Source organism: uncultured Campylobacter sp. (assembly GCF_938039245.1).
Taxonomy (GTDB): Bacteria; Campylobacterota; Campylobacteria; order Campylobacterales; family Campylobacteraceae; genus Campylobacter_A.
This window is the reverse complement of the sequence record NZ_CALHVN010000046.1, coordinates 1-16,272: the sequence shown is the minus strand read 5'-3', so window position 1 is coordinate 16,272 and position 16,272 is coordinate 1. Positions and strand designations below refer to the sequence as shown.

16 protein-coding genes are annotated in these 16,272 nt (G+C 45.3%); all 16 read left to right on the top strand.

The window, feature by feature from the left end:
- Window positions 1-274: 274 nt before the first annotated feature.
- The 16 genes from Q0218_RS08650 (at window position 275) to Q0218_RS08580 (ending at window position 16,181) form a co-directional block, all read left to right on the top strand.
- Window positions 275-2,122, top strand: coding sequence for an aryl-sulfate sulfotransferase (locus Q0218_RS08650; RefSeq protein WP_297968727.1), 1,848 nt, complete (start codon window positions 275-277; stop codon window positions 2,120-2,122).
- A gap of 605 nt (window positions 2,123-2,727) precedes the next feature.
- Window positions 2,728-3,567: a DUF3737 family protein gene (locus Q0218_RS08645; RefSeq protein WP_297968725.1), complete on the top strand. Its 840-nt coding sequence runs from the start codon at window positions 2,728-2,730 to the stop codon at window positions 3,565-3,567.
- 452 nt (window positions 3,568-4,019) lie between these two features.
- Window positions 4,020-4,262, top strand: a complete 243-nt coding sequence (locus Q0218_RS08640) for a hypothetical protein (protein ID WP_297968723.1) — start codon at window positions 4,020-4,022, stop codon at window positions 4,260-4,262.
- Between the two features lie 9 nt (window positions 4,263-4,271).
- A complete protein-coding gene (locus Q0218_RS08635) occupies window positions 4,272-4,859 on the top strand; it encodes a hypothetical protein (RefSeq protein WP_297968721.1) in 588 nt (195 codons plus the stop codon).
- Between the two features lie 115 nt (window positions 4,860-4,974).
- Entirely contained in the window at window positions 4,975-5,889 is a 915-nt protein-coding gene (locus tag Q0218_RS08630) for a branched-chain amino acid transaminase (protein ID WP_297968719.1), read from the top strand.
- A gap of 8 nt (window positions 5,890-5,897) precedes the next feature.
- Window positions 5,898-7,001 (top strand): SPFH domain-containing protein, encoded by a 1,104-nt coding sequence (locus Q0218_RS08625; protein ID WP_297968717.1) that lies wholly within the window; start codon window positions 5,898-5,900, stop codon window positions 6,999-7,001.
- Window positions 7,002-7,585: 584 nt separating this feature from the next.
- The gene (locus Q0218_RS08620; RefSeq protein ID WP_295145083.1) at window positions 7,586-7,870 is read left to right on the top strand and encodes a 4Fe-4S binding protein; all 285 of its coding nucleotides are present in this window, start codon (window positions 7,586-7,588) and stop codon (window positions 7,868-7,870) included.
- An 88-nt stretch (window positions 7,871-7,958) separates the two neighbouring features.
- Window positions 7,959-8,372 (top strand): nucleoside-diphosphate kinase, encoded by a 414-nt coding sequence (gene ndk, locus Q0218_RS08615; RefSeq protein WP_122863180.1) that lies wholly within the window; start codon window positions 7,959-7,961, stop codon window positions 8,370-8,372.
- 14 nt (window positions 8,373-8,386) lie between these two features.
- Window positions 8,387-8,743 carry a YceD family protein gene (locus Q0218_RS08610; protein WP_297968715.1) on the top strand — a complete coding sequence of 119 codons (357 nt, stop codon included), beginning with the start codon at window positions 8,387-8,389 and terminating at the stop codon, window positions 8,741-8,743.
- A gap of 11 nt (window positions 8,744-8,754) precedes the next feature.
- Window positions 8,755-8,901 (top strand): 50S ribosomal protein L32, encoded by a 147-nt coding sequence (gene rpmF, locus Q0218_RS08605; RefSeq protein WP_122863182.1) that lies wholly within the window; start codon window positions 8,755-8,757, stop codon window positions 8,899-8,901.
- Between the two features lie 5 nt (window positions 8,902-8,906).
- Window positions 8,907-9,896, top strand: coding sequence for a phosphate acyltransferase PlsX (plsX, locus tag Q0218_RS08600; protein ID WP_297968729.1), 990 nt, complete (start codon window positions 8,907-8,909; stop codon window positions 9,894-9,896).
- Window positions 9,897-9,914: 18 nt separating this feature from the next.
- Window positions 9,915-10,874, top strand: a complete 960-nt coding sequence (locus Q0218_RS08595; RefSeq protein ID WP_297968713.1) for a beta-ketoacyl-ACP synthase III — start codon at window positions 9,915-9,917, stop codon at window positions 10,872-10,874.
- 408 nt (window positions 10,875-11,282) lie between these two features.
- Window positions 11,283-11,543 (top strand): DUF2920 family protein, encoded by a 261-nt coding sequence (locus tag Q0218_RS11980; RefSeq protein WP_366517440.1) that lies wholly within the window; start codon window positions 11,283-11,285, stop codon window positions 11,541-11,543.
- Window positions 11,544-12,247: 704 nt separating this feature from the next.
- Window positions 12,248-12,847: a peroxiredoxin gene (locus tag Q0218_RS08590; protein WP_002947343.1), complete on the top strand. Its 600-nt coding sequence runs from the start codon at window positions 12,248-12,250 to the stop codon at window positions 12,845-12,847.
- Window positions 12,848-13,007: 160 nt separating this feature from the next.
- Window positions 13,008-13,733 carry a PilZ domain-containing protein gene (locus Q0218_RS08585; protein WP_297968711.1) on the top strand — a complete coding sequence of 242 codons (726 nt, stop codon included), beginning with the start codon at window positions 13,008-13,010 and terminating at the stop codon, window positions 13,731-13,733.
- A 138-nt stretch (window positions 13,734-13,871) separates the two neighbouring features.
- The gene (locus Q0218_RS08580) at window positions 13,872-16,181 is read left to right on the top strand and encodes a DUF87 domain-containing protein (RefSeq protein WP_297968709.1); all 2,310 of its coding nucleotides are present in this window, start codon (window positions 13,872-13,874) and stop codon (window positions 16,179-16,181) included.
- Window positions 16,182-16,272 lie beyond the last annotated feature (91 nt).

The window sequence follows — 16,272 nt, the reverse complement described above, 5'->3', positions numbered from 1 at the left end:
AAAGCCTTTGCTAAATTTAGAAAGTAGATTCATGGAGTGCTCCTTAAAATGATTTCGTTTGGGTTAATTTTATATTCCCTCGCCGCCGCAAAACTCACGCTAAGATAAATTTTAGATTAAATTCATAAAATTTAGGCTAAATTTAGCGGAAAATATAAAAATTTGAATTATTTTTTGGATTTAAGCTATTTATAATAATGGCGTGATTTTTATGTTAGAAATATTCACTAAAATTACGGTAATGAAATAATTTATCATTATAAAGGAGAACAAGATGAAAAGAACTCTCTCGTCAGTCGCCTTGGCTGCGGCGTTACTGGGCGGTCTAAGCACGGCTGCGCTGGCTATCGGCGGACCTAGTGGCTCGCACATCGACTACGCCGTCCCCGGCAAAATCGGCGAAGTGGTCGTAAATCCATACGACATCGCGCCTCTAACGGCGGTCATCAAAAATGGCGGCTACACGCTAGCAAATGCGAAAGTCACCATCTTGCCAAAGCCGGGCGGTCAGGTTATCAGCTATAAAGTCGCCGATAAGCATCTGCGCACTCACGGCGGAATACCTGTTTTTGGACTTTACCCCGACTATCAAAACACAGTCGAGGTCGAGTACGATAAAATTTACAAGGGCCAAACCGAGCATGTAAAAGAAACCTATAAAATTTACGCTCCAGCGATTTATTTGGAGAGCTCCGGCATGCCGTCTCAAAAGGGCGCGCTGTTTGATAAAATCGAGGTCGTGAAGGCTCCGAGCGCTAAATTTGCTAACCGCCTTTACTACGTAAATAACTTCGTAAACAAAACCGGCAAAGGCACCAAAGTCGTGTGGAACAACCCCGCAGGCGGCGCGATCGAGTGGAACTACAGCCCGAATAACTTCGTACTAGACACCAAAGGCGAAGTGCGCTGGTATCTGGAGCCGAGTAAAATTTACGACCTCAAGCAGCCCTTTAGCGCGGGCGTCATGATGGGCTTTAAACAAAACGACGACGGCGCGATGACGTGGGGTTACGGCCAAAGATACGCCAAATACGACATAATGGGCCGCGAAATCTTTAACCGCGAGCTACCTGCGGGCTACAACGACTTCTCGCACTCTATGGACGTTGCGCAAAACGGGCATTATTTCCTTCGCGCGGCAAACGCCAACTATAAGCGTGCCGACGGCAAAAACGTCCGAACGGTGCGTGACGTCATCGTCGAGGTCGATCGCGACGGCAATGTCGTGGATGATTTTAGGCTGTATGAAATTTTAGATCCGTATCGCGACATCGTGCTAAAAACTCTCGATCAGGGCGCGGTGTGCCTAAATATCGACGCTAGCAAGGCAGGCCACACCGCTAGCTCGGACGAGCTAGCCGCGATGGATACGAACGAAAAATGGGGCGACATCGTGGGCTCGGGTCCTGGACGCAACTGGGCACACGTAAATAGCGTGGATTATGATCCAAGCGACGATAGTATCATCATCTCCAGCCGCCACCAAGACGCCGTCATCAAGATCGGCCGCGACAAAAAAGTCAAATGGATAATGGGCGCGCACAAAGGTTGGAAGGATCAGTTTAAAGGCTACTTGCTCCAGCCTGTGGATAAAGACGGCAAAAAAATCGTCTGCGAGGACGAGTACTCAAAATGCCCGGGATATGAGAGCGAGAAGGGCGGATTTGACTGGCAGTGGACGCAACATACGGCTTTCCGAATCGATAGCAAGTCTAAAAAGGGCGTCGTTTATCTAACCGTCTTTGACAACGGCGACACCCGCGGTATGGAGCAGCCTGCGATGGCGGGCATGAAATACTCCCGCGCGGTCGTCTATAAAATCGACGAAAAAGCTAAAACCGTCGAGCAAGTCTGGGAATACGGCAAACAGCGCGGCAGCGAGTGGTACAGCTCGGTTACTTCGCTAGCGCAGCATCAAGACGACCTTGATAGCGTGATGGTTTACTCAGCAGTTGCCGGCATGCAGTTTGACATCGCCAAGGGCCGCCCGGTCGGCGTGCCTAGCCCTCACATCAACGAGTTTGAATGGGGCGCAAAAGAGCCGTCAATCGAAATCAAAATGACCAATGCGATGGGTTATCAGGCGTTTCCGTTTAGCCTAGAAAAGGCGTTTGAGAAGTAAAATTTAGCAGCTCCCGGTCGGTGCGCCTTGGGGCCACTTTTTGGTAAATTTGGATTTTGCGCTTGCGGCTCGGTTAAATTTGCCCGCTCAAATTGATGGGTCGCAGGCTTTAAAATTAGATCAAATTTGACGCCCTCCCGCAATACGGCAAATTTGACCGCAAAAGGTAAAATTTAGGCTCGCGTTTCCATCCTTTGCGCTAGTCTAAATCTTACCTTTTCCTACCGAGCGTTTGGGAAAATAGGACTCCGAAAGACAATAGCAATGCCCAAACGCTTGGATTTTTAAACGGCTACGTAGGCAAGGGGCTTATGCCCCCGCGCCCTTAATGCCGCTTAAATTCTACCGTTATCTTAAGCTTAAAAAACTTAAAATTTAGATATAATCTCAGCAACAGGCGCCTACTATGTGTCCTCATAGTTTGCCTTGTAGCGTATTTGCCCCTTTCGCGTAAGATTGGGGCAGACTTTCATTTTATACGATTTTTACTTAAATTTATCTCCCTTCCTTGCAAAATTTACCCTAAATTTCAGTAGTTTTACAGGATTGCTCTAACGCTTTTTTGTAAAAACGGATATAATCAACAAAAACGACGGAGGCGAAAAATGCAAAAATTTGTCGAGCAAAAATTTATCGGCGAGCGCGCGATGTTTGGCGCAAAGGACGCTGAGTTTGAGCGGTGCGGGTTCGCAGCGGGCGAGTCGCCTCTAAAGCACGGGCAAAATTTGCACCTAAAAAACTGCACTTTTGAGTGGAAATATCCGCTGTGGTATACCAAAAACGTCGCCGTGGAGGACGGGTTTTTGATGCAGACGGCGCGCGCTGGCATCTGGTACGCGCGAGACGTGAGCTTTAAAGATACGCTAATTAAGGCGCCAAAATCCTTCCGCAGGTGTCAAAACGTAAGACTAGAAAACGTAAATTTGACCCAGGCCGAGGAGACGCTGTGGAGCTGTGAGGACGTGGAGATAAAAAACGTCTGCGCGCGAGGGGATTATTTTGCGATGAACTGCGAAAACGTGCGCGTTTACGGGCTAAATTTAGATGGGAACTACGGCTTTGACGGCTGTAAAAACGTGCTTGTAGAGGATAGTAAACTGCTTAGCAAAGACGCCTTTTGGAACTGCGAAAACGTGACCGTGCGAAACAGCTTCATCAGCGGCGAATACCTCGCGTGGAACAGCAAAAACGTGACCTTTGAAAACTGCGTGATAGAAAGCTTGCAAGGGCTTTGCTACGTGCAAAATCTCGTTCTGCGCGGCTGCCGGACGCTAGATACCACGCTAGCCTTTGAGTATTCAAGCGTGGATGTGGAAATTTTAGGCGGCATAGCTAGCGTGAAAAACCCGCTTTCAGGCGTGATAAGGGCAAGGGAGATAGGCGAAATTATAATGGACGAGGAGTGCGTAGATTCTGCCGCAACTAGGATAATTTTAGAAAAATAGCAGTTTTGCCGGCGGCTTTTATGAGTTTTGCTTCGTTTTACTTGCAACTGCAAGCAGAGGCCTTTGCAGCGCCTTGGCTGCAAAAACCGTAGCGGCATTAAAAATGATCTTGCGATGCTTCGCCTTTTTTCTTACGCTCAAATTTGGAATTAGCTTTTAAATCCAAGCAACGCTTTAAATTTGGTCCCAAACAAAAAATACTACTTCGTTTAAATTTGCCGCCGGCTAGAGTCGCTTATATATAGCTCCTTTATCCTTGCCCGTCTACTTTGCTTGCGGCATTATCGTTCTATGTTTAAATATGAAGCCAAAATTTGAGATTTAAGCCGTTTTTGGCTTAAATTACGCGCCGAAAAAAAGTTGCGGTATTTGGTTAAATTTGCCGCTTTTAGCCGAATAATCCGGCGCTAGTCGCCGAGTCGGCAAAATTTAAATTATTTAAAAGGAAAAGTATGTCGTTTTTTGAGAAATTAAAGCTAGCTTTTTACACGATTTGTCGCCCTGAAAAGCTTATTTCGTTTAGGCTCGAAAAGCCCGATCCGCGCTACACGCGCGAAGCGAATTTTACCCTAAAATACGGCGTCCTTAACGCTCATCAAAATATGAACGCCGTCACGATCGCATATAATCGCTTGTGCGAGCAGCATACGGGATTTAAGCCGCTTTTTATCATCGAAAACACCCCGCAATGCTAATACACGAATATGCACGCAAGCTCTAGTTTCGAGATGCTGGACGAGGAGGAGTATAATGCGCAAAATCCGGGTGCGCGCGACTTTCCCGCTGCGGAGTTTCGTTTGATGCTGGACATCCTAAACGATCCCGAGTATAAGGCTGAAGTGAGCGAATTTTACGGTAAATTTAGCCTAAACTACCCGCATAAACTAAAAGCGCTAGAGTACGTAAATACCCGCGACTACGACGCGCTTGACGAGGATATCGACGTTTATCTGTGCCCTTGCGAGCGCAGTACGGACGTATTTGCGAGAATGATTCAGGGGTATTTTGCGGACGATTTTGAGCCCGAGCAGACGTATGCGTTTATTTTGATGATGAATGAGCGATTTGGGTTTGAGTTTATCGGTATCGGCGCGACGTTAATGCTATTTTACCGCCGAGAAAATTTAAGCGACGATAAGGCCGAGGAGCTACTGCAAGAGCTGGCTAAAATTTATGATACGCCTTACGAAACGATCAAAAAAGCTCTGTGGCATAACGCGTTTGGCTCTCGTAAGACGCTCGTGCTTCCTTTTGCCGAAAATATCGAAGACACCGTAGCCGATGAGCTCTAAGGTCGGGGTAAATTTTGCCTCGCAAGCTCAAAATTTTAGACCGAAATCTTAAACATTACAAAATTTTAAAGAAATTTTAGCTACACTCTGCAAATTTTATAAAAAAGGATGCCAAATGAACCCTTCCGAATTTATCTGGATGGATGGAAAATTAGTCAAATGGGAGGATGCTAAAGTCCACGTCCTAACCCACTCGCTTCACTATGCAAACGCCGTATTTGAGGGCACAAGAGCGTATATGACAGATAAAGGCTTAGCGATATTTCGCCTTAGCGATCACACCGCGCGCCTACTAAAATCAGCCAAAATGACGATCCTAAACGTCAAATACACGCAAAAAGAGCTTGAAGACGCGCAGGTCGAGCTACTTCGCGCAAATAAATTTAAATCAAACGTCTATCTACGCCCGATCGTTTATCTAGGCTACGGCGTGATGGGTCTAGCTCACACCAAAGCTCCCGTAAATACGGCAATCGCGGCATGGGAGTGGGGTGCGTATCTGGGCGAAGAGGGCCTAAAAAAGGGCATCCGCGTGAAAATTTCGAGCTTTGCCAAACTAAACGTCGGCGGCCAAATGAGCCGCGCGAAATCAAGCTCGAACTACCTCTGCTCGCAAATGGCAAACTACGAAGCCAAAGAGGCGGGCTACGACGAGGCGCTACTGCTTGATAGCGAGGGCTATATCTCAGAGGGACCAGGCGAGTGCTTTTTCATCGTGGAAGACGGCGCGCTCATCACTCCTCCAAACGACAGCAGCCTAGCTAGCATCACGCAAGACACCGTCATTAAAATCGCTCGCGATCTAGACATCGAAGTGCGCAGAGAGCGTATCACTCGCGACCGCGCATACACTGCGGACGAGGCGTTTTTCACGGGTACGGCGGCCGAGGTTACTCCGATAAGCAACATCGACAACCGCGTTATCGGCGCGGGCGAGCGCGGAGCGGTAACTAAACGCCTACAAGACGCGTATTTTGACGTAGTTTACGGACGTAATCCAAAATACGCCTCGATGCTAACTTACATTTAAGGAACGAAATGCCAGCAGATTTGAATGATTATTTTAATAAAAAACGAGGCTCCGGCGGCGGAGACGATAACGGCGGCGAGAGCAAAGGCCCAAAAGTAAATTTTAAAACGCCTGATTTTAAAGGATTTGGCAAAATTTCGGCCTTTGCCTACGTCATCATCGCGCTTGTGGCCGTGATCGCGCTCACGCAGCCTTTCGTCACGATAAACTCGGGCGAAGTGGGCATCAAGTCAAATTTGGGTAAATACGACCCGTCTCCTATGCAGCCGGGACTGCACTTTTTCATCCCGTTTTTGCAAAAAGTCATCGTAGTCGATACGCGCGTGCGCCTCATCAACTACACTTCGGGCGAAGATATGGGCGAAGCGGCGCAAAAGTACGGCGCACAGGCTCAAGCCGGTATCATCCGCAAAAACTCGATCTCCGTTTTGGACGCGAGAAACTTGCCTGTTAGCATCGACATCACCGTGCAGTACCGCCTAAATCCTGAAAACGCGCCTCAAACGATCGCGTCTTGGGGGCTTAGTTGGGAAAACAAGATCGTCGATCCCGTCGTACGCGACGTCGTGCGCAGTATCGCTGGTAAATACACCGCCGAGGAGCTTCCGACGAAGCGAAATGACTTAGCCACGGCTATCGACGAGGGTATCCGCAAGGATATCGACGCACAGCCAAATAAACCAGTCGAGCTGCTAACCGTGCAACTGCGCGAGATTATCCTGCCTGAAAAGGTAAAAGAGCAGATCGAGCGCGTACAAATCGCTAAGCAAGAGGCCGAACGAACCAAATACGAAGTTGAGCGCGCAAATCAAGAGGCGCTCAAAAAAGCAGCCCTCGCAGAAGGTACGGCCAAAGCTGCTATCATCGAGGCTCAGGGTCGCGCGGACGCCGCTAAGATCGAAGCCGACGCGCAGGCATACGCAAACAAAGAGGTCGCAAAAAGCCTCGATCACAATTTGCTAAATTTAAAGCAGATCGAGACGCAGGGTAAATTTAACGAGGCGCTACGCGAAAACAACGACGCGAAGATATTTTTAACGCCTGGCGGAGCGGTGCCGAATATCTGGGTAGATACGAAGGATAAGGCGAAGCAAAGCGCGATAACGCAATAACTTTTGCTTGAAGCGGCTCGTCTCACGAGCGTCTTTAACGGAGCTAGTAAAAATTTAGCTCGGCGGACTATCTTGTCCAGCCTGCGCTAAATTTTTACGTCGCTTTTGCTTGCAGTTGCGACCGCAAGGGAGGCAAAGCCTTTTCTCGCTTTAGCGTTACGAGCATAGCGAAGTAAAAATCTATGCTCGCGATACTTCGCCCTGACTTTTTTGCACCCAAATTTGAAGGTAAATCCGTAAATTTTAGCCTCAAATTTTACCGCCGAAATTCATGCCAAAACGCCGTATTCGGCTATTTTAGTAAAATTAAAAATACGATGTAAAACTTTATTTTCGTGGTTTGAGCTTTACCGCCGCATTTAAGATAAACGCGGCATTTATAGCAATTAGCGCATAATTTGTAAATTCGATTTGTAGATAAGATTAAGTTTTTGTAGCTTTTTGTCGCAAGTAAATTACACCGATAGTTTTTTATGCGCTGCTCTTTTATTGCGTTAGTTTTTGCGGTATTTTTGGTTAATTTAATATCAAATTTACTTAGCTTTTGATATTCTTGCGAAAAATTTTAGTTAAAAGGATAAAAAATGGCAGTAAAAATAACAGATATTTGCATAAGCTGCGGCTCTTGTATCGACGAGTGCCCGACAAACGCTATCGTAGACGACGCAGATAACCCGACTGGAGAGGACGCATACTATGTCTATGCAGATAAATGCGTAGAGTGTGTAGGATTTAACGACGAACCTGCATGCGCCTCAGCCTGTCCTACCGACGGTTGTATCGTTTGGGACGCTCCTTATGCAGGACAGCCTTCTCGCGCCGAGATAACCGCCGATATGCGCATGGGCTCAACCGCGGTAATACAATAAATTTAAACCCGCATTTTGGGCTTATTTTGAATTTTAATTTTTTTTTGATATAATCACCGCCTTATAAAAATCACAAAAAGGAAATTTTATGCAGCAAACGCTTTCTATTATTAAGCCTGATGCCGTAAAAAAGGGCGTTATCGGAAAAATCGTGGATAGATTCGAAAGTAACGGACTAAGAATCGCCGCCATGAAAAAAGTCAAACTGAGCAAATGCGACGCAAAAGCTTTCTACGCAGTTCACAAAGACAGACCTTTCTTCAATGATTTGGTTGATTTTATGGTGAGCGGACCGGTCGTAGTTATGGTTCTTGAAGGCGACGATGCGGTGGCTAAAAACCGCGATCTAATGGGTGCGACTAATCCGAAAGAAGCAAAACCGGGCACAATTAGAGCCGACTTCGCCGAGAGTATCGACGCAAATGCCGTTCACGGTAGCGACAGCCTAGAAAACGCCAAAAACGAGATTGCATTTTTCTTTGCAACAAGAGAAATTTGCTAAATTTGGGTTAAATTTTGAAAATATCTTTCGCCAAAATCGCAAACAATCAAATGCCGTTTGAGTTAAACTCGGTCGGACTGATTTTTAACGGCGAACTGGAAAAAATAAACCAAAATTTGGTTAGCTGCAAAGGTAGAATCGTAGGCAAGATAGCTCACAACTGCGACCGATGCGGCGAAGACATAAATTTAAAGCTTGATGAAGATGTAAATTTGATATTAAGCGACGGAATTTATAAAGATAAAGAAGAAAACCTCGACGATGTAGTCGAATTTTTCGACGGTTTTATAAATTTGGAAGAAGTATTAACAAGCGAAATAGAAGCTTTTAAGAGCGATTATTTTTATTGCGAAAAATGTAAAAATCTATAAAGGAGAATAAAATGGCAGTACCTAAACGAAGAGTAAGTCATACTCGCGCGGCAAAGAGAAGAACACACTACAAAGTAACGCTTCCTATTCCCGTAAAAGATAAAGATGGCTCATGGAAAATGCCTCACCGCGTAAATAAAACTACCGGAGAGTATTGATACAAATGACCAGCATTTGCATTGACGCGATGGGCGGCGACTTCGGTCCGCAGCCTATTATCGGCGGCGTGATCGAAGCTTTAAAAGAAGTAAAATTTGAAGCTATCTTGGTAGGCGATACGAAAATTTTGGAAAGTCTCGTCCCACAAAATTTAAAACAATACGTAAGATTTATTCAAGCCGACGAGATTGTTTCTATGAGTGACGGCGCCACCGACGCGTTAAAGCGAAAGGAAAGTAGTATTTTTAAGGCTATTGAGCTACTTAAAAATAAACAAACCAAGGCCGTAGTTTCTGCCGGACACAGCGGAGCCACGATGAGCCTTGCCACGCTTCGAGTCGGACGACTCAAAAACGTCTCTCGCCCGGCTATTGCGACGTTGATGCCAAATGTTACCGGCGGTAAAACTCTAGTTTTGGATGTCGGCGCAAATGTAGACTGTAGGCCGGAACATTTGTTTCAGTTCGCGGTAATGGGTGAAGCTTACGCAAAGGAAATTTTAAAAATAGAGTCGCCTAAGGTAGCGCTTTTATCAAACGGCGAAGAAGAGTGTAAGGGCAATGATGTTACCAAGGAAGCCTTTACGATGATTTCAAAACTTGATAGTTTCGTAGGCAATGCCGAAGGCAATCAAGTCTTTGACGGAAGCGTTGATGTCATAGTTTGCGACGGATTCGTGGGAAATATTTTGCTAAAAACTAGCGAAGGCGTAGCCGATGCAATCAGCAAAATTATTAAAAAACACGTTAAAAAATCTCCCGTAGCAATCGCTGGCTCGCTTCTCATGAAAAAAGTTTTTAAGACTTTAAAGCAGCAAGTCGACTACGATGAATACGGCGGAGCGCCGCTGCTAGGCGTAGACGGTTGCGTCATAATCAGTCACGGAAAGAGTACCTCTAAAGCCATCAAAAATGCGATATTTCAAGCATTAAATTTCGCAGATTCTAATATAAATAAAGTTATCGAAGACGAGCTTTCACGCTTTGCCAAATAAAATATAAGGTTAATATAAATGCCAAAAGCCTCGTTAATATCCATAGCTGCATATACCCCTGCTAAAATTTTAACGAATTTAGATCTTGAAAAAATGGTAGAAACAAGCGACGAATGGATAACTAAACGAACGGGTATTAAGCAAAGGCGAATAGCGCAGGATGAAGATACTAGCGACTTGGGAACAAAGGCGGCGAAGTTGGCGATCGAAAGAGCAAATCTGAGAGCAAAAGATATTGATGCCGTCATTTGCGCGACTATTTCCCCCGATCATTTTTGCATGCCCTCGACCGCCTGCAAAATCGCTAAAAATTTGGGCATAAATTCCGTTATGACGTTTGATATAAGCGCAGCTTGTACCGGTTTTATCTATTTGCTTGAACTTGCTAAGTCTCTAATAGAAAGCGGCAGTAAAAAAAATATACTCATAATCGGAGCCGAAAAACTAAGCAAAATAGTGGATTGGGCAGACAGGACGACTTGTATACTATTTGGCGACGGAGCCGGTGCGGCAGTCGTAAGCGCCGATAATAAAAATGAGATTATAGATGTACATACCGCAGCCGACGGCAACTATGCCGAGCTACTCATCACGCCGGGCGGAGAAGAAAAGTTTATTAAAATGTCCGGTAACGAAGTTTTTAAAGTTGCGGTTCAAACATTAACCAAAGACGTCGTAGAAATTTTAGAAAGAAATAAAATCCCCAGCGACAAAATCGATCTTTTTATCCCGCATCAGGCAAATTTGCGCATTATCGAAGCGGTCAAACAACGTTTAAATTTTTCAGACGAACAATGCGTAGTAACCGTCGGAAAATACGGTAACACTAGCTCGGCCTCCATACCGATGGCAATGAACGATGCTTATGAGGCCGGTAGGCTTAAAAATGGCGATTTGATTTTATTGGATGCTTTTGGAGGCGGCTTTACTTGGGGTTCGGCTTTACTCAAATTCGGCGGCGAAAGCTACAAAAGATAATTTTCTACAAATGCGGCAATTTTTGTAAATTTAGGTTATTTTAAATAACGGTAGTTTGGTTAAATAAATTTTGAAATTTTACTATCACAACTACAACCCTTCTAAAATCAGCCGAATACGAATACGATAAACAAATTATTTTTCCAAGGGCTACGACATGCTAGTAAATGGATTTTACGAAATCTTTTTCTTGCAAAGGTAGAGGGGCTGGTTAAAGCCATAGTCTTCATAGTTTCGGGTCTAGGCAGCGATACGAACAACAGTTACCACGAGCATCTAGCGCAGTTTGTATCCGATAAATTTAACCTAGAGTAAATTACCGCAGTATCGGCAATAGGCCGCAAAACGGAGCGACTTATTTTTTAGAGACCTAGATAAAATAGTTTTCAAGAAAAATACCCAAAAATTTTGAGCAAAATTAGTATCGAAACGCTACCTGCGCTAGATACTAAAATTAACAAAAGCGAACGGCGATTTGCCAGCAATTTTAAATCGCAAATATCGGTTACGCTGCAGCCGACCAAAAACGAATATCAAAATTTCGGCGTCGTGCAAACCCAAGACGCTATAGATACTGTGCTTTTATCAAGACGTATCCGCCGCTTAAATATGCAACCAATAAACGCTAGCCGTAGTCTTAACCGGCAGTTTGCATGTGTGTATACATAAACGCCCTAGCAGCAAATTTGCGCTGCGGTTATAAAGGCCGTTTTGGGCTTATAACGGCTACGCAAAGCTAAACCGGAAACTTACGGTTCTTGGTTGACAAAGAAGTAGATTGCGCCAAATTTAGCAAATATTTTACTGATATATTTTAAAGGCATTCGTATCTGCGCCTTTGCTAAAATAGCGCGGGCGCCGTTAAAAAGTCCTTATTTTGCTTTTACGAGCGCTCGAAGATAGACAAAGCTCGCTGCGCCTAAAAATCCAAAGCTCACGCCTCAAACCAAGCTAGCTATCGCCGCACCGTAAAAGACCACTGCGCGCCTTCTAGAGAAAAACTCAACTTCACAAGTAGCTTTAAAATTTAGGTTTTATGCGACGTTATACTGGAAAAATCGGAATTTATTAGGCCGCTATTTTGCGGTTTAAATACGTGGACAAAGGCGCTAGACTAAAAAGCGCCACCGCAAATACCAGACAAAATCATGACGCACGGAAAATAAATCTACAAAAATAAACCGTAAGTTAAACTACGGGCGCTTTATGCTTACCCTGGCCCAGCACTAAATTTAGCAAACAAATGTCAGGTATACTAAATCTGCTTTTGACTGCGGAGCAAAATTTGAAACATTGCAAAAGATAAAATTTATCTCTTTTTAATTTTTAGATGATATAATTTCGCTACAAATAAAAATTATTAAGGAGAAAAAATGTTAGTAACAAAAAAAGCGCCTGACTTTACGGCTGCAGCGGTTTTAGGAAGCAATCAAATCGTAAACGATTTCAACCTATATAAAAATATTGGCGAGAAAGGCGCGGTGGTATTTTTCTATCCTATGGACTTTACCTTTGTTTGCCCTAGCGAGATTATCGCGTTTGATAAGAGATACGACGAATTTAAAGCTCGCGGTATCGAAGTCATCGGCGTTTCAACGGATAACCAATTCTCTCACTTTGCGTGGAAAGAAACTCCGGTAAACAAAGGCGGCATAGGCCAAGTTCGCTTCCCGCTAGTAGCCGATATGACGAAGTCTATCGCTCGCGGTTTTGACGTACTTTTAGAAGATGCCGGCGTCGCGCTTCGCGGTAGCTTCTTGCTTGATAAAGACGGCACCGTTCGCCATGCGGTTATCAACGACCTTCCGCTTGGAAGAAACATCGACGAGATGATAAGAATGGTCGATACGATGCTATTTACCAACGAGCACGGAGAGGTTTGCCCTGCAGGATGGAACAAAGGCGATAAAGGCATGAAAGCCGATACTGCAGGCGTTGCAGACTATCTATCTCACAACGCGGATAAGCTATAATCATCTAAATTTAAGGGCGAACTCTCGCCCTTATTGATCCTTTTTGGATTAAAATATCGCAAATTTAATACAAAATATCAAAAATTAAATCAAAAAATAAGTTTTTTTTACTATAATCTAGCTTAAAATTCAAATTTATTCGGAAGGACTTATAATTCAAATGAACGTTACGTATAATGACGGCTCGTTTATGCGCGAGGATGCGGTAAACGTATTTGCTAGAGCTATGAAAGACAACCGTCAGGTGCATTTTTTAAATCTTTACAACGGCGTGAAAGTAGAGTGTATGGGCGATGTAAAGCATGCAGAGGATGATACCGTCGTCTGCAAGGTAACTCTAGAGCAAATTTTAGCTATAAAAGAAGAAAAAAACGCCTACGTAGTACGCGATGAATATTTTCCGGAAAATTTAAGAGCCGATATAGTCGGATCGGATCTTACGAATTTAACCGTTACGCTACAAAATTTCACGTATATGCAAAATCTGCACGCAAACCTAAGAAAACACCAGCGCGTTTATCCTGATCGCTATACTAGAGTGATCTTGACGCAAAACGGTAGCGAAATAAGCGGCAATCTATACGATATCTCAAGGGGCGGCCTGGGCGTCGTTAGCTTGGATGACGGCGAGTTTAAAGAGGGCGAGCCTATAAATGCTAAATTTGAGCTAAGCATACCGGACGAAGCTGGCGACTCTAATAAAATCATAAACATAGATACAGATCTAAAACTAGTCGCCGCGTTAAGATATAAGGGCGCGATGAGATATTGTTGTCAGCTAGCTGGTAATGACGATACTACGGGCGAAGATATAGCGAAATTTACGAAAAGACGCGTAATAGAAACTCTCGAAGAGCTCAAAGAGCAGCTAAAAACTTACCAATAAATTTAACGCAAAATTAAAAGGCGAGCCTTGCGCTTGCCTTTTTAAATTCTATCCGCCTCGATTTTAGATTTATCCCGTAGCTTCACCCGAAATTTAATCAAAAATCAGTAAAATAGCCCAAAATTTACAAGGAAGCACATGAAAACCATCCAAGAAAATTTAAAGCTATTTTACGTCGGCCTCAAAAACAAAGAGCCGTTTTTTTATAAAAACAAGGACCTCACGACGCACGCAGCCATCATCGGAATGACCGGTAGCGGCAAAACCGGCCTTGGCATCAGCATCCTAGAAGAAGCCTGCATCGATAACATCCCGACCTTTATAATCGACCCAAAAGGCGATATGACCAACCTCGCCTTAGCGTTTCCGCAGATGAGCGCGCAGGATTTTGTGCCCTACGTCGATGAAAACGAAGCGCAGAACAAAGGCATGAGCGCGGATGAGTTTGCCGCTAGCGAAGCGCAGACTTGGAAAAACGGTATCGAGGGCTCGTTTCAAAGTTTAGAGCGCGTAGGGCTTTTTAAAGATAGCGCCGAGCTAAAAATTTACACGCCAAAGAGCAGTAGCGGCGTCGGCGTAGCGCTGCTAGGCGATTTTGCCCGTCCGAGTTTAGACGTAGGCAGCGAGGAGTTTAGCGAGTACGTCGGCTCTCTGGCTAGCTCGGTGCTATCGCTTGTGGGCATAGAAAACGACGTAAGCTCAAAAGAACACCTACTCATCTCAAACATCTTTATAGATAAATTTAGCCGGGGCGCAGACGTGAGCTTAGAGGAGCTCATCAGCTTTATCGCGACGCCTCCGTTTGCCAAGATCGGCGTATTTGACGTGGAGAAATTTTACCCAAGCTCCGAGCGCATGAAGCTAGCGGTTAAGATCAACACGCTACTTGCAAGCCCCGATTTTCGCGCGTGGCTAAGCGGCGATCGACTTGATATCTCAAAGATGCTTTTTAACGCAAACGGCAAAGCAAAGTGCAATATCTTTACGATCTCGCACCTAAAAGACGGCGAGAGGATGTTTTTCGTGACGCTGCTGCTAAACGAGATCATCGCGTGGATGCGCAAGACCGAGGGTACGAGCTCGCTTCGCGCGGTACTTTATATGGACGAGATTTTCGGATTTTTCCCGCCAAACGGCAACCCGCCTAGCAAAACTCCGATGCTAACTCTGCTCAAGCAAGCCCGTGCGCACGGCCTTGGCGTGATACTAAGCACCCAAAACCCGGTCGATCTTGACTACAAAGGCCTTAGCAACATCGGCACGTGGTTTATCGGGCGCTTGCAAACCGCGCAGGATAAAGCGCGCGTGATCGACGGTATGACGGGGCTTGCGGGCTCTGCGATGGATAAGGGCGAGATAGAAAATCTCATCTCAAATTTGCAAAAGCGCAATTTCCTCTTAAAAAACATCCACGAGGACGGGCTGTCCGTCATCTCGACGCGCTGGGCCCTGAGCTATCTCAAAGGCCCGCTTAGCCGCGAGCAGATTTCAAATTTGATGAAAGAGCAAAAGAGCGGGTCAAATTTGAGCGGATCAAGCCCGGCAAAAAGCTCAAATTTTGCCGCCAAGCCGGTGCTGTCGCCCGATATCGCTCAAATTTACGCCGCAAGCCCAAATTTGCAGGAAGGCGGCGAGCTGGAGGGATATCTTTACGGTGAAGCCAAAGTGCGATTTTACGACGCTAAAAAGGGGCTTGACGAGGTTCGCGAGGTAAATTTCACGCTAAGGCTGGATGAAGCTCAAAAAAGCGCCGACTGGAGCGAGGCTAGCGAAAATATGCATTTTACCGCGGTTGCAGAGCCAAATTTCAAGCTCTCATACGCGCCGCTGCCGGGCTTTGTCGCGGGAGCTAAAAATTTCAAAGAGCTAACCAAAAATTTCAAAGAATTTATCTATAGAAACTACAAACTTAGGCTCTTTAGCGCGCTAAATTTAAACTCGGCGCCGGGTGAGAACAAGGAGGAGTTTTACGTGCGTTTGGCCGATAAATGCAACGAAATTTTAGAGGCGCAAACGGCCAAGCTCACTGCGGAATTTGCCAAACAAAAAGCACGCCTAGAGGAGAAACTAAACCGCTCGGTAGCAAAGCTAGAAAAAGAGCAGCGAGACTTTAAAAGCAAGGGGATCGAGACCGCGATCTCTGTGGGGGCTAGCATTTTGGGCGCGATTTTCGGCAAAGGGCTACTAAGTAGCGGCAATATCGGCAAGGTCGCGACCTCCGCTCGCTCGGCAAACAGCGTGCTAAAAGAGCGCAGCGACGTCAAACTAAGCGAGCAAGAAGTCGCTCAGCTAAACGCGCAGATCGAGGAGCTGATGGCGAAATTTGAAGAAGACGCCAGCGCGCTAAAAGCCAAAAACGACGTGCAAAACGTGGAGGTGACGGAGGTGGAGGTGGGGCCGAAGAGTAGCGATATATACGACGAAAAGCTCTATCTTCTTTGGAAATAAATTTAACGGCTCGTCTTTTTGCCCTATACTTCGTTACTTTTAAATTTGGCTCGGTCATTACCGACGAGGTAACTCCCGTCGCCAAATTTAA